The sequence below is a fragment of the Vibrio sp. Of7-15 genome (assembly GCF_022347565.1).
GTDB lineage: Bacteria > Pseudomonadota > Gammaproteobacteria > Enterobacterales > Vibrionaceae > NORP241.
In genome coordinates this window covers 95,046-117,121 of sequence record NZ_JAKRGH010000001.1, presented here as the reverse complement: position 1 = coordinate 117,121, position 22,076 = coordinate 95,046, and the positions used below count along the sequence as shown (strand labels likewise).

The 22,076-nt window shown below is 40.0% G+C and carries 18 protein-coding genes; 11 read left to right on the top strand and 7 right to left on the bottom strand.

The genetic code is table 11. The features are described from left to right. Positions 1 to 9 precede the first annotated feature (9 nt). Genes MHO82_RS00475 through tviB form a run of 3 tightly spaced genes read right to left on the bottom strand, consistent with a single transcriptional unit; the run spans position 10 to position 3,450 of the window. Positions 10 to 1,110 (bottom strand): GNAT family N-acetyltransferase, encoded by a 1,101-nt coding sequence (locus tag MHO82_RS00475; RefSeq protein WP_239182265.1) that lies wholly within the window; start codon positions 1,108 to 1,110, stop codon positions 10 to 12. Further along, positions 1,110 to 2,147, bottom strand: a complete 1,038-nt coding sequence (locus MHO82_RS00470) for a GDP-mannose 4,6-dehydratase (protein ID WP_239181884.1) — start codon at positions 2,145 to 2,147, stop codon at positions 1,110 to 1,112. Before MHO82_RS00470 ends, MHO82_RS00475 begins: the two co-directional genes overlap by 1 nt. A gap of 25 nt (positions 2,148 to 2,172) precedes the next feature. Further along, positions 2,173 to 3,450, bottom strand: coding sequence for a Vi polysaccharide biosynthesis UDP-N-acetylglucosamine C-6 dehydrogenase TviB (tviB, locus tag MHO82_RS00465; RefSeq protein WP_239181883.1), 1,278 nt, complete (start codon positions 3,448 to 3,450; stop codon positions 2,173 to 2,175). 270 nt (positions 3,451 to 3,720) lie between these two features. Here tviB and wecC point away from each other — a divergent pair, with 270 nt between their 5' ends. Then, positions 3,721 to 4,962, top strand: a complete 1,242-nt coding sequence (wecC, locus tag MHO82_RS00460) for a UDP-N-acetyl-D-mannosamine dehydrogenase (RefSeq protein WP_239181882.1) — start codon at positions 3,721 to 3,723, stop codon at positions 4,960 to 4,962. 26 nt (positions 4,963 to 4,988) lie between these two features. Next, on the top strand, positions 4,989 to 7,778 hold the full coding sequence (gene prsT / locus MHO82_RS00455) for an XrtA/PEP-CTERM system TPR-repeat protein PrsT (RefSeq protein ID WP_239181881.1): 2,790 nt from the start codon (positions 4,989 to 4,991) through the stop codon (positions 7,776 to 7,778). A 111-nt stretch (positions 7,779 to 7,889) separates the two neighbouring features. Here the strand turns inward: prsT and MHO82_RS00450 are convergent, their stop codons facing one another. From MHO82_RS00450 to MHO82_RS00435, 4 genes are all read right to left on the bottom strand, one after another. After that, entirely contained in the window at positions 7,890 to 8,747 is an 858-nt protein-coding gene (locus MHO82_RS00450) for a PEP-CTERM/exosortase system-associated acyltransferase (RefSeq protein WP_239181880.1), read from the bottom strand. Further along, entirely contained in the window at positions 8,747 to 9,718 is a 972-nt protein-coding gene (locus tag MHO82_RS00445; protein ID WP_239181879.1) for a PEP-CTERM/exosortase system-associated acyltransferase, read from the bottom strand. The genes MHO82_RS00450 and MHO82_RS00445 overlap by 1 nt, the downstream gene beginning before the upstream one ends. Positions 9,719 to 9,864: 146 nt before the next feature. Then, positions 9,865 to 10,833, bottom strand: coding sequence for a PEP-CTERM sorting domain-containing protein (locus tag MHO82_RS00440; RefSeq protein ID WP_239181878.1), 969 nt, complete (start codon positions 10,831 to 10,833; stop codon positions 9,865 to 9,867). Positions 10,834 to 11,000: 167 nt separating this feature from the next. After that, positions 11,001 to 11,855 carry a ThiF family adenylyltransferase gene (locus MHO82_RS00435; RefSeq protein WP_239181877.1) on the bottom strand — a complete coding sequence of 285 codons (855 nt, stop codon included), beginning with the start codon at positions 11,853 to 11,855 and terminating at the stop codon, positions 11,001 to 11,003. A gap of 96 nt (positions 11,856 to 11,951) precedes the next feature. On the opposite strand from MHO82_RS00435, the gene MHO82_RS00430 reads away from it, so the two are divergent. From MHO82_RS00430 to MHO82_RS00390, 9 genes are all read left to right on the top strand, one after another. Continuing rightward, complete coding sequence (locus MHO82_RS00430; protein WP_239181876.1) at positions 11,952 to 12,707, top strand: serine protease; 756 nt, start codon at positions 11,952 to 11,954, stop codon at positions 12,705 to 12,707. Between the two features lie 402 nt (positions 12,708 to 13,109). Then, a complete protein-coding gene (gene pyrC / locus MHO82_RS00425) occupies positions 13,110 to 14,138 on the top strand; it encodes a dihydroorotase (protein WP_239181875.1) in 1,029 nt (342 codons plus the stop codon). A gap of 96 nt (positions 14,139 to 14,234) precedes the next feature. After that, positions 14,235 to 14,849: a class I SAM-dependent methyltransferase gene (locus tag MHO82_RS00420; RefSeq protein WP_239181874.1), complete on the top strand. Its 615-nt coding sequence runs from the start codon at positions 14,235 to 14,237 to the stop codon at positions 14,847 to 14,849. Between the two features lie 116 nt (positions 14,850 to 14,965). Beyond that, entirely contained in the window at positions 14,966 to 15,631 is a 666-nt protein-coding gene (locus tag MHO82_RS00415) for a hypothetical protein (RefSeq protein ID WP_239181873.1), read from the top strand. Next, positions 15,628 to 16,311, top strand: coding sequence for an ABC transporter ATP-binding protein (locus tag MHO82_RS00410; RefSeq protein WP_239181872.1), 684 nt, complete (start codon positions 15,628 to 15,630; stop codon positions 16,309 to 16,311). Before MHO82_RS00415 ends, MHO82_RS00410 begins: the two co-directional genes overlap by 4 nt. Continuing rightward, entirely contained in the window at positions 16,299 to 17,570 is a 1,272-nt protein-coding gene (locus tag MHO82_RS00405; protein ID WP_239181871.1) for an FtsX-like permease family protein, read from the top strand. Before MHO82_RS00410 ends, MHO82_RS00405 begins: the two co-directional genes overlap by 13 nt. Beyond that, on the top strand, positions 17,563 to 18,348 hold the full coding sequence (locus tag MHO82_RS00400; protein ID WP_239181870.1) for an outer membrane lipoprotein-sorting protein: 786 nt from the start codon (positions 17,563 to 17,565) through the stop codon (positions 18,346 to 18,348). The genes MHO82_RS00405 and MHO82_RS00400 overlap by 8 nt, the downstream gene beginning before the upstream one ends. Before the next feature lie 236 nt (positions 18,349 to 18,584). Next, positions 18,585 to 21,458 carry an EAL domain-containing protein gene (locus MHO82_RS00395; RefSeq protein WP_239181869.1) on the top strand — a complete coding sequence of 958 codons (2,874 nt, stop codon included), beginning with the start codon at positions 18,585 to 18,587 and terminating at the stop codon, positions 21,456 to 21,458. A gap of 95 nt (positions 21,459 to 21,553) precedes the next feature. Continuing rightward, a complete protein-coding gene (locus MHO82_RS00390; RefSeq protein WP_239181868.1) occupies positions 21,554 to 22,042 on the top strand; it encodes an acyl-CoA thioesterase in 489 nt (162 codons plus the stop codon). The last annotated feature ends 34 nt before the right edge of the window (positions 22,043 to 22,076 follow it).

Below are 22,076 nucleotides of genomic sequence, written 5' to 3'. Positions count from 1 at the left end.
GTTACACGTCTAAACTTCGGTACACCTTCGTTCCATATAGCCTTTTATTGATTCAAGTTTAGATATAACTTCTGTTTTTATATTTTTCTTACGAATAATTCGCAAGCTCATTTTTTTATTCTTATTTGATAAGCTCTTTTTATACTGATAGTCGCCTGCGAGAAAATCGTACTCTATTATGCCTAGTTTAGAATAGTAAACGATGGCTAAACAATGCATAACTAAACCCGGTTTTAACTTAGAATCAGAAAACTCTTCAATTCCAGATAAATAAAATAAACTTTTTCCAGAGTACCTGAAACAATATAAATACCCGATGACCTTCTCACCTGATGTCACCTTAAATAAATCTGTTTCATTATTGCCCAATAAGTTTTCATGAAATATATTGAATTTTTCATTATTAAAACCGCTGGAAGTTTGTGTTCTATCCCATCGATTCTTATGTAACAGTTTTAGCTCTGATAAGTACTCTTTCTTTTCTTTAACTCCTACTGCCAAATCGATTTTTAACTGACCATAATTTTCTTCAAATTTTTTTATCGAACGATGAATCTGATACCGTGTGTTTCTTGATAATAATGATAAAAAATCTTCTACTGTTTGTAAGTCAGAGTTCAGAGAAACCTGATAGCTATACGATTCCGAAAACACTTTTTCATGAAACAACTTTTTATTGATTTTAGAAAAAATACTAGAATCACTCACACCTATCATGATCTCATCGATATTGAAGTCTGACTCTAAGTAATGAAATACAAAACTTCTTACTTCATCTTCCAGTCCTGATTCAACCAATACATCATTGTACTCAATCCAGACTTGGTCCATTTCAGGATCGCCAGTACGATTCAAATACAATCGTTCTAAGGTCAAAAATTTATATCTGAACGCTTTCTTAGTTAAAAAACCTAGACCAACGATACGTTCTTTATCATCTTTAATTTCAAGTAACATTGGTCTTATATTAAACGATGTTAGCCAAGTGCCTATCCAAGACCAACTCAAAAAAAAGCTGGTTTCAGACTTTTTTTCCAAGTTAGACCACATCACTTCTACATCAGAAATGAAATAGTCAGAACTCAAAGCCGCTTGATAGTGGTTTCTCATCAAGATAACGACCTATTATTGGCACTGATGTACCATGGTAAAGCTTCATTCAGACCATCGGACAAATGATATTTTGGTTCGTAGCCTAATAAGGTTTTCGCTTTTGATATGTCAGCTTGAGAATGCCTGACATCACCAGGGCGGAAATCACGGTACTCCGGCGTTGCACCCACAGCATGCCCTTTCTGCTCTAATCCCTCTGTAAGTAAAGAGAATAACTGATTTAATGAGGTACGATCCCCCAATGCTACATTGTATACTTGATTAAGGCTGTCTGGATTTTCTGTGGTAGCAGACAATATATTTGCTTGCACCGCATTAACGACATAACAAAAATCCCGGCTTGTTTCTCCATCCCCATTAATAAATACCGTTTTATCATTCAGTAATGCATCAACCCACTTAGGGATCACTGCTGCATAAGCACCATTAGGATCTTGTCTTTTACCAAATACATTGAAATACCTTAAACCAATGGTATGAAAGCCGTAACTTTTAGAAAAAACCGACGCATAAAGTTCATTCACATACTTAGTCACTGCATAGGGAGACAAAGGCTGGCCAATTTTGTGCTCAACTTTAGGCAAATCAGGGTGATCACCATAGGTCGAACTACTTGCAGCATAAGTGAAACTTTTTACTTTCTCATCTCTGGCTGCCACAAGCATATTCAAAAAGCCCGTAATATTGGAATTATTGGTTGTTATGGGATCATTCAAAGAACGGGGCACTGAGCCTAACGCGGCTTGATGTAACACATAGTCCACATCACTGACTGCTTTTTGGCAATCAGATAAAACAGATATGTCCCCTTTGTGAAAGGTAAATTGGTTCCACTGATGACTTGAAACACTATCTTTAACTTGCTCTAAGTTATGCATATATCCCGTGGATAAATTATCTAATCCAACCACATTTTGATTTAGCTTAAGCAAGGTTTCGAGCAAGTTTGACCCGATAAAACCTGCAACGCCTGTTATTAGCCATGTTTTAGGTTGCTTCACTAATTGTTCACAAACACTTTCGTACTTACTCATGTCATCGCCCTCATCACTAATTCAATTAAACTCGTACATCCGAGTGATCTTTAGGCAGGGCATATTTAAGATCATAAATAATGCACGTTTCTTTCTTATAATCAGAGATGTGCATTAACTCATTATCGAGGAAGGTTTTATGTGGTACGGCCACAATAATCGCATCGTACTCGCGGTATTCTGGCTCTTGAATTAATGACACACCATAGTGTTTTTCTGCTTGCTCTTTATCAACTAAAGGATCGTAAACATCCACATTCATATTATAAGCTTGAAGTTCATGATATATATCCATGACTTTTGTATTTCTTATATCTGGACAATTTTCTTTGAAAGTTAGTCCCATAATTAATACATGTGAACCTTTTACATGAATATCTGCATTTAGCATAAACTTGACTAACTGAGAACAAATATAACTTCCCATGTCATCATTAATTCGTCGACCTGCCAGTATTACTTCAGGATGATAGCCTATAGATTGAGCTTTATGTGTTAAATAATAAGGATCAACACCTATACAATGACCACCAACTAAACCGGGTCTAAATGGTAAGAAATTCCATTTTGTTCCAGCCGCTTTTAAAACATCCTCGGTGTCAATTTCTAATTTATTGAAAATAATCGCCAATTCATTCACAAGAGCAATATTTAAATCCCTTTGCGTATTCTCAATTACTTTAGCAGCTTCCGCGACTTTTATTGATGGAGCCTGATAAGTACCCGCAGTAATAATCTTTCCATATAACTCATCAATGAACTTTGCAGCTTCCTCTGTTGATCCAGATGTAACTTTTCTGATTGATGGTAAACGATGCGTTTTATCACCCGGGTTAATTCTCTCAGGACTATAGCCAACAAAAAAGTCTACATTCAGTTTAAGCCCCGATAATTCCTCTAAAATAGGCACGCAATCTTCTTCCGTAGCACCTGGGTAAACAGTTGACTCATAAATAATTACATCCCCTTCCTTAATCACCGAAGCCAACATTCTTGAAGCACTTAAAATAGGCGTAAGATCAGGACGTTTAAACTCATCAATTGGGGTAGGAACGGTGACAATGAATACATTACACTGACTTAGTTGGTCTATTTGATGATGAAAAGTTAATTTTTCAGCTTCCTTAAGTTCAGCTGAAGAGCACTCTAATGTGTGGTCGATACCTTCTTTAAGCTCATTCACACGCTCAGCATTAATATCGAAGCCAACTGTTTGAAAGTATTTGCCAAATTCAACAGCCAGCGGTAAACCAACATAGCCTAGGCCAATCACTGCAATAGTAGAATTATAGATTTCTTTCATTATTTTCTATCCCTGAACTAATGAATATCATTCCCTATTCTAAACAGTAGTCGATAACTTAAACTTTTTCCTAAATTATTATAAATCGTATAATTTCTAATACCCTTTAATAAGTTACGTTTGATTTTTTCTAATTTATTAATCAAATATTATCAATGTTATCCACCTTTACCACTCATCTGTTTGCTTAGTAGTTTTAAGAAAATGTACTACAGTAAATAATTACAAGGATGATGAATAACTGACACTTTATTCAAGTAAGGATATTAAATGGAATTTAATCGTGTTGCCGTCATTGGCTTAGGCTATATTGGCCTACCTACTGCTGCCATTTTAGCTTCTCGAGGGATCGATGTGATTGGTAGCGATATTTCTGAGCACGCCGTAAAAACCATAAACCAGGGAAAAATCCATATTGTTGAGCCTGATCTCGATATGGTCGTTAAGGCCGCGGTCACAACGGGTAAACTCAAAGCGACCCTTTCGCCTGAGCCCGCTGACGCTTTCCTTATTGCCGTGCCTACTCCATTCAAAGAGGGATATGAGCCGGATCTAAGCTACATTGAATCCGCCGCTGATGCCATTGCTCCTGTTCTAGAAAAGGGAAATTTAGTTATTCTTGAATCCACCTCACCCGTAGGTACCACTGAACTTCTTTGCCAATGGTTATCAAGAGCCAGACCTGATTTAAACTTTCCTAATAATCACAGTGCTAACCCAGACGTCTTTGTTGCTCATTGCCCAGAACGAGTACTGCCCGGTAAAGTCTTACATGAATTAGTAAGTAACGATCGCATCATCGGAGGCATGTCTGATTCATGCGCACAAAAAGCCGTTAATTTATATTCCCTTTTTGTTCGCGGAGAGTGCATTGTTACCAACTCTCGCACTGCTGAAATGGCCAAATTAACGGAAAATTCCTTTAGAGACGTCAACATTGCTTTTGCCAATGAACTCTCTTTGATATGCGACGCGCAAGAGATCAATGTCTGGGAGTTGATCAAACTCGCTAACCGTCATCCACGTGTTGATATATTAAATCCAGGTCCCGGAGTTGGCGGCCACTGTATCGCTGTTGATCCATGGTTCATTGTTCATTCAAATCCAGAACAAGCACGGTTGATTCGCTCTGCACGTGAAATCAATGATCACAAACCAGTATATGTATTAGAACAAATAGAAAAATCTGCCGATGAATTCAAACGTCCAGTCATCGCCTGTTTGGGCATTTCTTTTAAAGCAGATATTGATGATTTACGAGAAAGCCCTGCTTTTGATATTGCCAAAAAGCTGGTTGAAGATGATGTTGGCGCAGTAAACATTGTTGAGCCCAATATTAAAGAATTACCCGAGTGTTTAAATAAATCGAATGTAAATCTAGTTTCCCTTGAAGAGGCCCTAAAAACATCAAATGTAATTGCAATTTTAGTCGATCATAAACAGTTCAGACAAATCACACCAGCTGACACCAAACACGCCTTAGTTATTGATACTAGAGGTATTATTGGATAGAAGGCGATTATTCAAGGAAGAATATCATGATGACATCATTTAAGAAAAACGTACTTTCTCTTACTGTCGCTGGTGCTATTTCATTCGGTTTATTGGGCTGTAATGATCTCACTGCACAAGAGCATTTTGCCAAGGCGAGAGAGCACATTGCCGCTAACAATACTGCCGCTGCAACCATCGAGCTGAAGAACACTATTCAAAAATCACCAGACCTACCTGAAGCACGCTTGTTACTCGGTAAAATTTACCTAGAACAAGGGGATTATGCGAACGCAGAAAAAGAGCTAAAAAGAGCGCACCATTTATCTGAAGACAAAACATCCATTTTGCCTTTACTAACAAAAAGTCTATACAGCCAAGGAAAAGCGGAAGAAGTTTTAGAAATAACTGACACCGCAAACAGTGAAAATGAGCCTCAAGTTTTCACCGATCTCATGGGTTTAAGAGCACTCGCACAGCTCCAGAAAAATGATATCGAAGGGGCTCAAGAAAGTATTTCAATGGCGGCAGAAACCAGTTTAGAGAGCATTTATACCAAACTGGGGAAAGCCCATTTTGAAGCACTGAATTCACAAGTGGATTTAGCGACCACAACCGCTGAAGAGTTAATCAAACAGTCACCTAAAAACCCTGATGCATGGTTGTTACAAGGGCATTTGGCTTTTGCACAGAAAAACTTTGACTTGGCCGTTTCCAGTTATGCAGAGGCTGTTTTACTGGCTCCAGAAGCAAAACATTTTCAGCTCCACCTTGCACAAGCCCTTGTCGCCGATAAACAATTCCAAAGGGCTGAATTGTATGTTGATAACATCTTAAAAATCGCTAAGTTCCACGTTTTAGCCAACGAACTAAAAGCCTACATTCGTTTTTCTCAAGAGGATTATGTAGCAACACAGACTCATGCTGATATTGCTTTACAAAATGGTTCTAAAAAGAAAACAGCATCATTAATGGCAGGGGTGTCCGCCTTCAAGCTTGAAAAATACGAGCAAGCCAATGCCCATTTAGCCAAAGTCGAAGCTATGGTGCCAAATAATCACTACATCAAAAAAATGTATGCGATTACGCAAATCAAGCTCGGTTATCTTGAAAGCGCTATTGATACGCTGGAAGAATTTTCAATCAAAAACCAGAACGACTCAGACTTTCTTGCCCTAACTGGCTTTGGCTTATCGAAAATGGGCCAAAACGACATCGCTCTTAACCTAGCCCAAAAAGTCTCTAATTCCGAGTTTAACAACACCACCACCAATACCATGGCAGGGTTAATTAAACTCTCTAATGATGACACTAGTGGTTTTGATAACTTAAAAGATGCTTTAAAAATTAAACCCGAACTCTTAGAGGCAAAACTGGGGCTTTCTTATTATTACCTTCGTCTTGGTCAAATTGATAAAGCCGATGAGCTTTCTAGACAATGGCTAAAAGACAATGAAGATGACCTGCAAGCGATGCATCTGCAAGGGATCATTCAAAGACAAAAACAAGACTTTAACGCAGCAGTAGGCTGGTATCAAAAAATCCTCGATCTGAAACCAGACAGCGCCCCTGCTCTTTCAGCGCTGGCTCACCTACATGGCGAACAAAAAAAATTCGTTAAAGCTTACGATTTTGCCTACAAAGCCAAACAAATAGCCCCTGAAGATCGCCTTGCCACCAAGCTTCTGTTTGCTTACACCCAAGCGACCTCTAACATAGATAAAACTCTTGACCTTATCGATACGCAGTTAGTTGCTAAGCCAAACAGCGTTGCCCTACGCCATCAAAAAGCGGTTGGCCAACACCTTCAGAAAAACACCGATCAGGCAATCAAAACCCTGCTAGAAATACCGCAAAAAAGCAGAACTACCGCTACTTGGGCGTTCATCGCGGATCTTTACTTGGCTCAAGAAAGGCATAAAGACGCTGAATTTGCTTATAAAAAATGGTTAACCCTAGCGCCAGATCAAACCATTGCTTACCTTAGAAACATCCAATTTTATCAATTAACAGATAGGTTGCTAGAAGGTGAGAGGCTAACGAAAAGAGCTGTGAAAAAGTTCCCTAATGATACTCGTTTCCCTCTCTTACTCGCCACACTACAAGCCAAACAAAATAAACTGGGAGATGCTTTATCTGAGCTACAAAGAATGCCTCCAGAGTTAAGAAACTCCCAGTATGCGCTCAACTTAGAGTCACAGATTTATCTCAGCAAAAAGGCGTATTCAACCGCAATAAAAAAATTAGCTCGCCTTTATAGGCAGTATCCTAAAGTTGAAACCGCACAACAACTTGCTAGTGCTTATGTAAAGGTGAATAAACCTAAAACAGCCATTCAGTTTTTAGCAAAAGAATCTAGAAAATACCCAAGCTCAAGAGAGCTTTTCCAACTGCAAATTGCGGAGATCCAATTAACCTTTGATCCAGACAGAGCACTAAAAAATTACCATACAATCATTAAAGAAACCCCTGATAACATCGTCGCTCTAAATAATTTAGCTTGGGCTTATCTTGAGAAGAATGACTTTACTAATGCCTGTAAATACGCCAAAAAAGCACACGAGTTAAACAAAGAACAGCCTCAGGTTGCTGATACGTTTGGTTACTGTCTATTGCGCTCTGGTGAGTTAAATGAAGCTGTGGATACCCTATCCTCGGCTTATGAAAAAATACCAGCGTCCGCTGAAGTTGCACTTCATTACGCTGAAGCTCTATTAGCCGTAAAAAACAGTACTCAAGCTCAACAAGTGCTTGCAAACGTAGAAACTGACGACGATAAGCTTCTCAAAATAAAACAGGAACTAGAGAAAAAAGCACTAAGCTCTTCATCCAATTAAAATCCGCTTTTCTCCTTCAATAAAAAATGGCTCATAAGAGTGAGCCATTTTTTATTTGTACTGAACTTATTTTTGCTGAACTAGTAACAAGTCAACAAAAGAAAATGAACGTTAATAACTTCTCTGCTCCCCTTTAAATACAGGTAAATTCATATTGCTCACTGTTAGCTCTGACAGCTTTTTTTCTGTCCCATGACTACTCGAATACATTCTTTCCACTTCGCTAGCTCCTAGTGAGTTTGAACGAGCGTACTTCTTTGCATTCAAACAATCTTTTGCTATCTCATTATCAATGACTCCCATTAGAGCCCGAAGGTAAACGGGTAAAGAGTCTGTGAGCATTTTTGAGTTAATGTAATAAGCCGCGCGTCGACCGTGGTAATCAATTGTAGGGCCTAGTCTTTCAAAACGAATACCAATAAAACGCATACTACGAGCCAAACGTGGCTCCATCATCACAAACGCATGCTGAATATTATTTCTTACAGCCAGTGACGCGATAGAAAAATACAAACCGATTGCTATAAATGGAAAACAACGCATCTCAAGCTCTGAGCATACTCTCTCATTAAGCATACCAATTGCAGCGCCATTATATTGTTCATGTCTACGTCGACGATATTGAGAGCGTACCGCTAGGCGAGAAATCTCCCCTACTTCACTGCGCCTAAAGTGCGAAGGGTGGATCCTAGCTCCCTTCAACGCATTGCCACAGTATTTTTCTATAGGTAGGGGGTCATGATTGTAACGTGGAGACACAATCCGAACACAACCAGCACATAAATCTGAGTTTTGGTGCTGCAACATACAAAAGCGGGAGTATGGATCAAATTCATCCATTTCTAGCTCATCTGTACGTGGAACTTCAAAACCAAGTTCTTTGCAATATACATCATGCCGTAGATGATATATTTGGTTAATAAGCTCTGGTCGATAAGCAACAACAGGCCTTAACACTTTGGTGAACATTACTTATGAGCCGTTCGAACCGATAAATGAGGTGTTTTACAGTAAATTCGATTTCCAATGTCTGATAATGGCTTTTCAGGGCCATGGCTAAATGAATACAACTTACCAGCATCGGTCGAGCCTGGTAGATCAAGACGTGCGTACTCTTTTGCATGCATGCAGTCTTTCGCAATTTCACTATCAATATTTCCCATTAAAGCTTGAAAAGAGATAGGAAGAGAATGGGTTAACATTTCCGCATTAATATAATAGGGTGCACGTTTTCCATGATACTCAACAGCTGGGCCTAACTGCTCAAAATGAATCCCCACAAAACGCATACTACGAGCTAATCGTGGCTCCATCATCACAAATGCATGTTTAATATTATTGCGAACCGCCAAAGAAGCGACCGATAAATACAACCCGATGGCAATGAATGGGAAACAGCGCAGCTCAACTTCTGAATACGTGGTTTCATTAATCGTACCTACTGCGGCCCCTTCAAACTTATCACTCTGTCTACGGCGGTATTGGGCACGAACCGCTAAGCGAGAAATTTCACATATTTCGCTACGGTGAAACTGGGCAGGATGAATGCGAGCCTCTTTTATTGCATGCTCACAATACTTTTCTATTGGTAATAATTCCGTACTTTGCCTTGGAGAAACAATGCGAACACATCCCGCATAATTTTCAGTCGCTCGATGTTGGAGCATACAAAAACGTGAATAGCGATCAAACTCATCGGTTTCCATTTCATCAGCACGAGGGGGTTCAAACGCTAGCTCTTTACAGTACACATCATGGCGTAAGTGATACACCTGATTGATCGTTTCTGGTTTGTAAGCCACAACTGGTCGCAAAAACTCAGCAAAGTGATGAGCAATTTCTTGAGCTTCACGCTTCACAACAAAAGCAATAATTTTTCTAACCGGGAAGCCAAGTATGGGACGAGAAGAAAGCTTTTTTATGAATTTATTTTTGATCATGCTAATTCTCCATTAAAAAACCACACTAGACACGCAATAAAGCCCCAAAAAAATAAAATGGTAAGTAATAAGAGGAATATTTTATTGGAAGTAAAGAGGAAACAAAAAAGGGTGAGTTAAACGACCCACCCTAAATAGTTAAGTAGTTATGATTGACGACGCTTTCTTGCCGCAAAACCAATACCAAACAGACCTGCACCAAATAACGCTAAGCTAGCAGGCTCTGGTACAACACTAAACTCTAAGTTAGCAGAAGTCAGTGTAGTGGTTCGCTCTAAGACTTGTAGAGCTGGTAATGCTGCGGCTAAAGTAGCACCACCTGAGTTAGCAAAGAAAAAGTCTTTCTGGAAAGTGGTAAAATCACCGATTAGCTTCGGAGCGGCAGGTGGAGTTGGAAGGGCTGTACCGTCAAACTCTGTATCTGCTTTCGCTTTAATCACCAAATCTGGCGCTGCATCATCTAAAATATCTTTCAGATCCGTTTTACCACCAATTGGTAGCTCTCTAAAAATAGTACCTGCAAGTACACTCGTTACATCACCATTTAGCTCTAAACTAATCTCAGCACCACTTAGGTTAGCAACCGAAGTAATACCATCGATCATTAAGACTTCGGTTTTAGCCCCTAATACACCACCAGCACCAATTGATTGAATGTAAAGCTTAAAGTAACCGTCTAAGAAGGTAGCACCTAATGCCTCACCATCTAGAGTTCCATCCAAAGAACCACCGCCAGAACCATCGACGAACCCTGCAAAACCAGCTAACTCATAATCTGCCGTGATTTTATAACCACTGAAGTCATTAAAGCCTTCGGTATCAGCAGGAACAGGGAGTGGATCGACATTTAACAGCCCTACGGTAATGTCGGTTGCGGTATCAAACACCATAACAGGAGTACCATTTTGCAAACCTGCCGATAAATCTGGGTCTAAATAAGTGGATACAGGGTCAAAAGAACTAAACGTGAATTTATCAAAGTAATGGGTTTCGGTATCTGCATCGCCTGTACCTGCCGTCCATGCACCTACTTCTAATTTGATTGAGTCTGCAGAGGCAGTGAATGTTGCTCCTGCAAGTAAAATAGCGGTAAGTAATTTATTGTATCTTTCCATGGTTCTGCCTCTCTCATCTCAGTTTCTAACAGCATCTTTTTGTTGGGTTACTGGTAATATTGCATGATGCAGGCCAACTTTTTATCGTATTGATTATCAAGGATTTTATTATTTTTCGCATATGCACAGTGTGTGCGTTTGTAAAAAAAACTGACAAGCATATCTAGCTATTCAAAAACCACTTTTTTAGCAATATTAAAGACAATTTTTTGTAGTGGATTCGCATTTCCCATTGGTCTCCACGTCTTTTTAAATTTATTGCGGTATATATCGAAATGTAGCCCCCAAGGTGCCACTACTAGCTCTCCACGACCTAAGAGAATTTTGAGAACATACGTACACGCCATCCCCGCACACAATTTGACAGACATGGGTATGGAAGGGCCTTTTTTGGCATTGAAGTCAGCCGTAGAGGGATCGACTAAATAAGGGCGCTGTAACATAGAGGGCGATAAACCGATAAGAAACTTGATGAGCTGCTCATCCTCATCTTTACACTCTTCAAAACGGAAATACTCTTCATAAGACATACTATCGGGAGTAAAGCAGAGAAAAGCACAACCCATCCCTAAAGGAGCTGCTGTAACAACGGGAATGCCTAATTCTTCACAGCGCTTAAACACTAATTTTCGAGCACTTAAGGCAAAAAAATCCAAGCTATCAACATAAATATCAACATCTTTAAGGAACTCATCAACGTTGTCAGGCGTCGTCCCCATAGGAAATACATTGACATCGGAATTGGGATTAATGTCGAGCACCACTTTTTGCATGACTTCCACTTTTTCTTGCCCAATCGTAGAAATAAAAGCCCCTGCCTGACGGTTAAAATTATGCTCTTCAAATACATCAAAGTCAGAAATATTAAACTTTTGAATTCCAAGCCGTGCCAGTGTCACCATATGTTCTCCACCAACACCACCACCACCAGCAATGGCCACTCGTTTGGTAGAAATGATTTGCTGCTCTTTTTCTGTTATCCACCCAATATTTCTTGAAAATGCATTATTATAATTAAACATAATTATCCCGACTTTATATAGGTAATATAATTAGTTATAGCTGAGATTAATTATGATCAATGATTTATTCAGAGTGAATATCAAGGAGTGATGTGCATGATAAGATTTAATTTATTGATTCTCTTTATTTTCTTTTCAATTTCCCCCACTTATTCTGCTACTTTACCCGATACTATTGATAAAATTCGTCATTCTGTTGTTGGTGTCGGCACTTACAATAAATTAAGCTCTCCTCGTGCCACTTTACTTGGAACTGGTTTTGCTATTCATAATGGACGCTATGTCGCAACCAATGCTCACGTTGTTCCTAAAGAGCTAAAAAAAAGCCAAAAAGAAAAACTGGTCATTTTTATTAGAGAAAATAATAAGGTTGCCACTTATGTTGCTAATCTCGTTACTCGTGACGACACCCATGATCTCGCTATTCTAAAATTAGAAAATAAAAAACTGCCGCCTTTTTCTATCTCAGGAAAGACAGTACGAGAAGGCGAACTTTATGCGTTCACAGGGTTTCCTATTGGCGCTATTTTGGGGTTATACCCCGTTACGCATCGTGGCATTATTTCAAGTATTACTCCTATCGCTATACCAGCAAGAAACGTTAAAGAGCTTACTACGGCACAATTAAAACGGCTGAAAAAGCCCTATTTTATTTATCAACTAGATGCTACGGCCTACCCAGGTAACAGTGGGAGCCCGGTGTACGACCCTGCAACAGGCCAAGTTATTGCCGTTATCAACAAAACCTTCGTCAAACAGTCAAAAGAAGCAGTTTTAACTGATCCAAGCGCCATTACTTACGCAATACCCGTACAATATTTGAACGACTTACTAAAAAAAGCGTTAAATTAGAAAGTAAAAATGTAAATAGCACATTAAAAGCCATACTTTTATTGAAATTAAATAAATTACAATATGAAGCTAACATTTACAGTAATTAATATCTTTCTTTTAACCCATTAGTTAGCAGATTAAAAGAAAACCCTAAAAAACCGAAAAAACAACCGCCATAAAAATAAAACATAAATAACTGATTTAAAAAGAGTAAAAGATAGAATTAGTAACTAAACACTCAACAAACCCACAAAAAAAACACGAAACATGCAAAAAAAACGTGATTAACAATAAATATTACTCTATCATCCTTCCGCCTAAGCCTTTGTAATTAGGAAATCGTTTCCCTTTTACTGGTTATGTAAGAATAATAACTGGCTTGGCTCCTTAGATTGGCTTTTTTATTCGGTGGGAGTATCTATGACAACTTTAACAATTACACGTCCAGACGACTGGCATGTTCACCTTCGCGATGGCGATGTTCTTAACGATACCGTTCGTGACATCAGCCGTTATATGGGACGAGCAATCATCATGCCTAACCTGATCCCCCCTGTGATTGACACTGATTCCGCCCTTCATTATCGCGACCGCATTTTAGCCGAAAAACCTCAAGCCAACTTCACTCCCTTAATGGTTATCTACCTCACTGATAACACAACACCAGAAGAAATTCGCAAAGCAAAAGCATCTGGCCATGTATACGCTGCAAAGCTATACCCAGCAGGCGCAACAACGAACTCTGACTCTGGCGTAACATCTGCAAAAAACATTTATCCAACGCTACAAGCAATGCAAGAAGTGGGCATGCCACTGTTAGTACATGGAGAAGTAACCACAGACGATATTGATATTTTCGACCGTGAAAAAGTTTTCCTTGAAACCGTATTAGCCCCTGTGGTTGCTGATTTCCCAAACCTTAAAATTGTTCTAGAGCACATCACCACAGCCGACGCTGTCGAGTTCGTAAAAAATGCAGGGCCAAATATTGGCGCAACCATTACCGCTCATCATCTACTGTATAACCGTAACCACATGTTAGTGGGTGGTATTAAACCGCACTTCTACTGCTTACCAATTCTAAAGCGTAATGTACATCAACAAGCCCTTATTGCAGCAGCCACTAGCGGCAGCAATAAATTCTTCTTAGGTACAGACTCTGCACCACACGCCAAAGGCAAAAAAGAATCTGCTTGTGGATGCGCGGGCTCTTATACGGCACACGCCGCTATTGAACTGTACGCAGAAGTATTTGAAGCCGAAGGTAAACTCGATAACCTAGAAGCCTTCGCAAGCTTTAACGGCCCTGATTTTTATGGTCTTCCACGTAATAGCGACACCATTACGTTAAATAAAGAAACATGGTCTGTCCCTGAAACCTTGCCTCTTGGCGGCGACAATGTCGTGCCTATCCGTGGCGGTGAAGATATTGGTTGGAAAGTGATTTAACTGATTTTCTCTAACTTTCTGATATTCTTAATCGCGGCTTAGGTCGCGATTTTTTATTTCTGCTATCCTCACTATGTATCTACCCTTGGGCAAACTATGCATTTTCTTGATCGATTAAATATTCGCTTTTACCATGATGATCGTCTGAAAGAATGGGAAGGCCACCACGCCAAAGTACTCGGTTGGAGTTCTACAGAATCGCAACAAAGTCGATTTAACATGATTTATCAGGCTTTAAATTTCGAACGCAAAAGTGTGTTGGATTTAGGCTGTGGCTATGGTGATTTTAAAACATTTCTTGATCAGCGATGTCAAGTTGCTCAATACACAGGGATCGACCAACAAGGGAGTTTTATTAAACAAGCAAAAACGCTTTTTTCACATCAATCTAACTGCCGATTTTTTAAAGCCGACTTCTCTGCGGTTGCCCTTCCACCAGCCGATATCGTCATTGCTAGCGGTTCGTTAAATTACCGCAGTCGTACTAAGGGCTACCACCCTAAATTAATCAAAGCCATGTACCGAGCTTGCCACCATGCTGTGGCCTTTAATATGCTAGATAGCCGCTATGTATCAACAGGCCAACTGCTGGCCGCCCATCATCCAGAAGAAGTGTTACATTTTTGTCGCACATTATGCCCAACCACTGAACTCCTTACGAATTACTCCCAAGAAGATTTTACGATTGTAATGATGAAACAAGTAAAATAGAAATTTGATATCACTCGAATAGAAATCATTCATTCATCGTATTTTATTATGTTGGATCGTCCTGAATTGTTGATATTGATAGTTTAGCTAATGCAATTACAACAAGGAGGATAACCATGAACTTATTACTGCCACTAGGTAAGTTGTGCACTACGGTCGCACTCATTACCTTATTCACTTTTCCTACCTTAGGTTTTGCAAACCCCACAAGCTCTACCATCTCTTTGTACCACCAAGCAGCACAAGGGAATACCAATGCGATAGATGTGGTGTACAACCGATTAACCCAGCATTTAAAAGAACATGGTCCAACACCATTAACGCTCATCTATCTAGGCAGTACCGAAACATTACAAGGCCGTAACGCCTGGATGCCCTGGACCAAGCTTCGCTATACTGAACATGGGCTGGCAAGAATGAACAAAGCCTTAGACTTACTGAATCAACAAGCAACTCCTGTCACCCAACAGATCCAAATTAATGGCTTATATGAGTCTCACCTAGTAAAAGCGGTAGCTGGCACCACGTTTACTTCTGTGCCCGATTTTTTTAATCATTTCGAAAGGGGTTATGAGCTCTATCTCGACCTTTTAGAAGACACTGCATTCCAACAGTCTCAATTTGAAGCCACAGCTTGGGTGTATTTGTATGCTATACAATCTGCTCTCTACATCAATGACAAGCATCAAGCCAGTCAATGGTTAACGTATATGAAGCAGCAAGATCCCTCCCACCTTTTCACCCAAAAAGCTATAAAGGCCGTAGCCGAGGCACAATCATGATCCGTTTTGAGAATATCAATAAGTTTTTTACGATAGGAAATCAAAAACGACACGCTCTGTCAGGTGTATCTGGAAAAATAAAACCTCAAGAAATGGTGGCTTTATGTGGTCCTTCTGGTTCAGGGAAAAGTACTCTATTGAACATTTTTGGACTGCTCGACCCCAACTACCAAGGTAAACTCTTTTTTGACAATTCACCTGCCCCAAAACATGCGATGCCAGCAGCACAACTACGACGAACCAAACTAGGTTTTATCTTTCAACATTTCAATTTAGTCCCAGTCATGAGCGCACTAGAAAACGTTGCTTACCCGCTTCACTTAAATCACGTCAAGAAATCAGAACAAACAACACGTGCCACCGACATGCTAACGCAAGTTGGGCTACGAGAGTTTATTCATCACCGACCAGATCGTTTATCAGGTGGGCAGCAGCAAAGAGTCGCCATTGCCCGAGCCTTAATTCACCGCCCTAAACTGGTGATTGCTGATGAACCCACAGCAAGCTTAGATACCCAAACCGCCAACATCATTATCACGTTAATGAAAGACCTCGGGAAAGAATACGGAACCACATTTGTTGTCGCCACTCACGATACACGAATGGCCAATCACTGCGGGCGTATTATTCATTTAGTTGACGGGCAATCCGATCGTAGGGAAGCATCATGGGCCAATTAATCCTTCGGCTAACCCCACACGCTTTTCGAATTGCTTGGCTAAATTTACTCAGAAATCGGCGACGTAGTTTACTTTCTATTTTCATTATTACTATTGCCGTTTTTGCTCTGACAACTGCTGGTGGGTTTGGCTTATATACGTATGAATCCCTAAAAGAATCCACCGTAAGAAAAGCAGGACACATCACCCTTAGCCAGCCAGGATATTTTGAAGGCAAAGAAGAAACGCCACTAGATAATGGCTTATCTAATATACAAGCGATTACCACTTCGTTATTACTGAATGAAGAAGTGCGTTCCGTACAACCTAGGATCTATTTTTCGGGGCTTATATCTAATGGTTCTAAATCCAATATTTTCACTGGTATCGGTGTCAACGATAGAGAGTTTGATTTAAAAGGCCCCTTTCTTAATCTTCACCACGGCAAAACACTATCCAATGTTAATTCTCGCTACTTTGACCCTGCTGAGCCTCAGGTAATGCTGAGCATAGGGTTGGCTAGCCATTTACAGGTCACAGTAGGTGACTGGATCACCCTACTGGCCACCACCACTGATGGCGTACTCAATGCACTTGATTTTAAAGTTAGAGGGATTTATTCCACTGGTATTCCTGAGCTCGATAAACGTGAACTCTATGTCCACCTTCATTCCACACAGGAGCTACTTAGTACCAATAAAGTCAGCACCATTTCTATTTTTCTTTACCAAACCGACTTAACCCAAAAGGTGCTAAACACCATCACTCCACAAATTAAAGCGCTAGAAAATATAGAGCCACTCATATTCATACCATGGTGGGATCGCGCCTTTTTCTATGTAAAAGTAAAAAGTCTGTATGACCGAATTTTCGGCGTGCTAGGCAGCGTGATGGTACTCGTTGTGTTTGTTGCCGTGTTTAATACCATGACCATGTCCGTAACCGAAAGAACCCGAGAAATAGGTACTTTGTCTGCTCTTGGCACTTATCCTCACGAAATCATCGTTGGCTTTGTTCGTGAAGCCAGCATACTAGCTCTGTTAGGATCTTTATTCGGGGTATTGCTGACCTTAATCACCAGCATCACCCTTCTGTTTGTCGACATTCAAATGCCTCCCCCACCAGGACGAACAGAAAGCTACCCTCTGCACATTTATTTCTCAATAGAGCTCGCACTCTACACAACGTTAGCCGTTCTTTCTCTTTGTGTCATAACAGCCTATCTATCAACCCGGAAAGGAACTAATAAACCCATTACTGAGGCACTTATTCATGTCTAAATGGTTTCATCTAAAATGCCTATTCGCCGTCATGCTATTGCTTGTCTCTCAGCATTTATTCGCTCAGCCTAAAACGGATACCCCTTCACTTTCAGAAGAACAAATTGTGTCAAACATGCTCCGTGATGCTGATCGTTATCGACTCAAAAATCATGCCGCAAAAATTGTGTCTGTCATCAAGCTCTACACTGATGGAGAGCTTGAAAAAACACGGCGATTTCATGTTTACGCTAAATTGGGCAAAGAATCTCTGGTGATTTTTAAATCCAAATCAGAAGAAGGCCAGAAAATGCTCATGTTAAAAGACAATTACTGGTTGATCATGCCTAAAAGCCGCCACCCTATCCGTATTACCCCGATGCAGAAGCTACTCGGAGAAGCTTCTGTTGGTGATATCGCGACCCTCCTCTGGAGTACCCACTACAACGCCACGTTTATCGCCACTCAAGAGATGGACAACCAAATGACCAATTTATTAGAACTAGAAGCAAAAACCAGCGGTTCGAGTTATCAACGTATTGAACTTTGGTTAGATCAACACACCAACTTTCCAATCAAAGCAAAAATGTACTTACGTTCCGGAAAACTCGCCAAAGTCGCTAAATTTATCTCCGGTACTATCGATAACGAAACCCGAGTTACAGAAATGCAACTCACAGATCAAATACAAATCAGTAAAATGACCGTCATCGAATACCAAAAAATCGAGCACGTTGAACTAGAAAACAAATACTATGACCCACATTTTCTATCACACAACAACGCTGGTGAGCTCTAATTTATCTCTTTAATGCAAACAGCACGTGCCTCATAAAATACGGAAAAAGATAAAATATGTGGGAGTGATAAATTGTCTATCTCTCAATATGTGCTTAAATTTATATGGTGTTATGTCCATGAATGGTTTTCTTTTTCTCTTTTTTGATACATTTTTTTACGCCATAAACAACTATATATAAAGATAAAGAACAAAAAGAATAATAGCTATATGGCTTTGTTAGCATTAGGATAATCATGTTAGAGCACTCTTCGAGTAAAACCCTAAATCACTATCTAAGGCTTGGTACTACTGGCCTTGTGCTTTTGCTGACATTACCTGGCTCTATTTATCTTTTCATCGATAGCTACCGCAATAATCAAGCCCAAATCGAATCCATTGCCAATCACGCTTTAGTAGAAAGGCAGACTTTTCTACGCTACGCCAATAACGATATTCAGCAGTACATTACCTTTACCCAGTCCCAAACCGACGACATACTCAAAAAAGAAGTCAAACAGCAAGTTGATCAAGCCTACGATCTTGCTATGGCTCTTTATGAAAGAGAGCATCTCACACGGACAAAAGAGCAAACCCAACACACCATTAAAGAAACGCTTCGCCAAATACGATTTTTTGATGGTCGTGGTTACATTTACCTCAACGACATGCAAGGTAATTCTGTTTTACAGCCCATAAGGCCACAACTTGAAGGCCAAAACCTACTGGGTATAAAAGCCGACAATGGCCTAGGGGCTATGGAATTAATCATTGATGCGTTACAAGAAAAACCCAATGCTTTTGTGGAGTACCAATGGTTTTCTCCCAAAAGTCCAATTCAATTGGAACCTAAAATCGCTTACGTGCGCACGTTTGAGCCATATAATTGGATCATTGGATCGGGCGACTATTTATATAAAATTGAGAACGATCTAAAGCAACAAGTGCTTAAATGGTTAGATGCACATCGATTAGGAAAAAGTGGCTATATTGCTGTTATTAACGACAATGGCACCATTATTTCTCACCCTTCACGGCCAGAACTTGTTGGCACTCCTGCAAACAACACCACCAACAATCTCATCGACAGTGAAGGGAAACCAACTCGATTTACGCTCATAGAAGATCCAACATATGTAAGCTACGAATGGGGACACCCTGTTAAACCAGGGCTGCACCCTAAATATGCTTTAGTCGAGAAATTACCCGACTGGGGGTGGACTTTAATCTCCTCCATTTATCCAGAAGACAAAGAATGGAGCGTCATCGAACAACAAAAACAACTAAAAACGGCCTTCATTAAAAGCTCATTTACTCTCGTTGTTTTTTTGATGTCTCTTATTCTTGTCGCTTTGAGTATTGGGTTTATGGTGAGCCGTTGGATGAATAAAAAAGTCGCCTCTTACCAGCACAGTTTGCATTTACAAAACACGAAACTACGCAGGGCTGCACAAGTATTTGAGAGCGTGCATGAAGGGATCTCAATCTCAGATTCAACCAACAATATTATTTCAATTAATCGAGCTTTTACCGACATTACTGGGCTAACGGAAAAAGAAATCTTAAATAAACCCATGCAATACATGAAAATGGATAAAAAGACTCCTTTTCAACCAGCAGACCCTTTGCAAAAAAGCGAAACAGAAGCATGGCAAGGTGAAGTGTATATACGCACCCCAAACCAAAGTACCTTACCGTTATACCTGTCTATCTCGAAATACTATAAAGATGATGAAGTCCAGTTTGTCTCCATCATCACTGATATTAGTGAACAAAAACAGGCTCAGGAAAGGCTTAATGAACTGGCCAATCATGACAATTTAACCTTACTAGCGAACCGCCGTTACTTTTGTGAACAAATCCAAGCACACAGCCTCACTCCAGCAGCAAAGAACTCCCATGTGGCAATCATCTATTTAGACATTGACCGTTTTAAAGAGATCAACGACAGCTATGGGCACCACTTTGGTGATGAAGTCATTCTACAAGTCAGTCAAATCTTACGAAAAACCATTGCAGATAAAGGGCTAGTCAGTCGATTTGGTGGCGATGAATTTGTCAGTGCGGTCTTTTTTCCAAAAAATAATGATGAATGCTTACAAAAAATATTAAATCAGCTTCAGCAGCAGTTTGCTTGTTACCTTACGATCAACAAACACTCCATTTCTTTAAGCGTCAGCATTGGTATTGCAGTAACATCACTGAAAGGCTATAAATTTGAGCCTGTTTTACTTGAAGCTGACTTGGCCCTTCACTCAGCCAAGAAATCAGGCAATAACCGAATTCAATTCTTCCATGAAGAAATGCGCGCCCTAGCCAGCCAAAAACTACGCATGGAAGAAGACATACGCACCGCCTTAAAAGATCATGAATTCCAGCTCTACTACCAGCCACAAATCAGCCTTATTGAACAAGAAATCATTGGCTGTGAAGCCCTTATTCGCTGGATAAGACCCGATGGCACCTTTATCCCACCAGATAAGTTCATTCCAATTGCAGAACAAAGTGATTTAATTAATGACATAGGCCTTTGGGTGATCAAAGAAGCCACTCGACAAGCACTGCAATGGTATCAGCAAGGTATTAGCATAAAAATCGCCATTAATGTTTCGGCAGAACAGTTTAGCCACAACCTCACCCAACACATTGAAGAGCTTTTGAGTCAACACGCTTTATTACCACAATGGCTAGAGTTAGAAATCACAGAAAGTGCGGTAATGACAAACCCTGATGACACAATCAATAAACTTAATTATTTAAAAGAGCTAGGATTTAGTATTGCCCTTGATGACTTTGGCACAGGGTACTCAAGCTTGGCTTATTTAAAACAATTCCCCATTGATAAACTGAAAATTGATCGTAGCTTTATTGATGGTTTACCCGAAGATAAAAATGACATTGCACTGACTAATTCAATTTTAGACATAGCCCGAAATTTGAAAATAAAAACCCTCGCGGAAGGGGTCGAGAACCTCGAACAGCAAGCCTACTTAACCCAATTGGGCTGTGAAGAAGTGCAAGGCTACTTTTATTCTAGGCCCATTCCAGAGCAAGAATTTACCCTTTGGATAAACGAGTTCCATCATAAGTCACATAAAGCACGAACAGATGAGAACACAACATTCCATTAAAAATCTATCTCGGCATGAGATCAGCCATCTAAACTGTTTACTTATTATCTAGTCATCTATAGTTAACAATAATGTAAATAGATTTTGGTACGGATATGGTTGGTGAAAATAGATCGGTAACACTGCGATTTCTGGCTGAGCCAGGTGATGTTAACTTTGGTGGTAAAGTCCATGGTGGCGCTGTCATGAAATGGATTGATTTAGCCGCTTATGCGTGTGCCGCTGGTTGGAGTGGCCGCTATTGTATTACCGTTTACGCGGGTGGTATTCGGTTCGTGGCACCAATACACGTAGGAAACCTTGTTGAAGTCACCGCTAAGGTCATTTATACCGGGCGCACCTCAATGCATGTGGCGTTAGACGTTCAGGCTTCCGATCCTAAATCCCTTGATAGACGATTAACGACCCATTGTATTGTTATTATGGTGGCTGTCGATGAGTCTGGTTTACCCATTAACGTCCCTGTTTGGAAACCAACCACTGAAGAAGATAAAAAACTGCATCAATCTGCCATCAAACTAATGGAAATGCGAAAAGAAATCGGTAAAGAAATGGAGATGCATGTTCAAGATATTAAAGAATAACACTCCCTCGATATATCAAACTAAGGCAATAAAT

Bases quoted from the DNA above. Each gene is read 5' to 3' on its own strand.
- tviB (WP_239181883.1), bottom strand. From the start codon at position 3,450: ATGAAAGAAATCTATAATTCTACTATTGCAGTGATTGGCCTAGGCTAT.
- prsT (WP_239181881.1), top strand. From the start codon at position 4,989: ATGATGACATCATTTAAGAAAAACGTACTTTCTCTTACTGTCGCTGGT.
- wecC (WP_239181882.1), top strand. From the start codon at position 3,721: ATGGAATTTAATCGTGTTGCCGTCATTGGCTTAGGCTATATTGGCCTA.
- MHO82_RS00405 (WP_239181871.1), top strand. From the start codon at position 16,299: ATGGGCCAATTAATCCTTCGGCTAACCCCACACGCTTTTCGAATTGCT.
- MHO82_RS00415 (WP_239181873.1), top strand. From the start codon at position 14,966: ATGAACTTATTACTGCCACTAGGTAAGTTGTGCACTACGGTCGCACTC.
- MHO82_RS00440 (WP_239181878.1), bottom strand. From the start codon at position 10,833: ATGGAAAGATACAATAAATTACTTACCGCTATTTTACTTGCAGGAGCA.
- MHO82_RS00445 (WP_239181879.1), bottom strand. From the start codon at position 9,718: ATGATCAAAAATAAATTCATAAAAAAGCTTTCTTCTCGTCCCATACTT.
- MHO82_RS00450 (WP_239181880.1), bottom strand. From the start codon at position 8,747: ATGTTCACCAAAGTGTTAAGGCCTGTTGTTGCTTATCGACCAGAGCTT.
- pyrC (WP_239181875.1), top strand. From the start codon at position 13,110: ATGACAACTTTAACAATTACACGTCCAGACGACTGGCATGTTCACCTT.
- MHO82_RS00410 (WP_239181872.1), top strand. From the start codon at position 15,628: ATGATCCGTTTTGAGAATATCAATAAGTTTTTTACGATAGGAAATCAA.
- MHO82_RS00475 (WP_239182265.1), bottom strand. From the start codon at position 1,110: ATGAGAAACCACTATCAAGCGGCTTTGAGTTCTGACTATTTCATTTCT.
- MHO82_RS00390 (WP_239181868.1), top strand. From the start codon at position 21,554: ATGGTTGGTGAAAATAGATCGGTAACACTGCGATTTCTGGCTGAGCCA.
- MHO82_RS00435 (WP_239181877.1), bottom strand. From the start codon at position 11,855: ATGTTTAATTATAATAATGCATTTTCAAGAAATATTGGGTGGATAACA.
- MHO82_RS00395 (WP_239181869.1), top strand. From the start codon at position 18,585: ATGTTAGAGCACTCTTCGAGTAAAACCCTAAATCACTATCTAAGGCTT.
- MHO82_RS00430 (WP_239181876.1), top strand. From the start codon at position 11,952: ATGATAAGATTTAATTTATTGATTCTCTTTATTTTCTTTTCAATTTCC.
- MHO82_RS00400 (WP_239181870.1), top strand. From the start codon at position 17,563: ATGTCTAAATGGTTTCATCTAAAATGCCTATTCGCCGTCATGCTATTG.
- MHO82_RS00470 (WP_239181884.1), bottom strand. From the start codon at position 2,147: ATGAGTAAGTACGAAAGTGTTTGTGAACAATTAGTGAAGCAACCTAAA.
- MHO82_RS00420 (WP_239181874.1), top strand. From the start codon at position 14,235: ATGCATTTTCTTGATCGATTAAATATTCGCTTTTACCATGATGATCGT.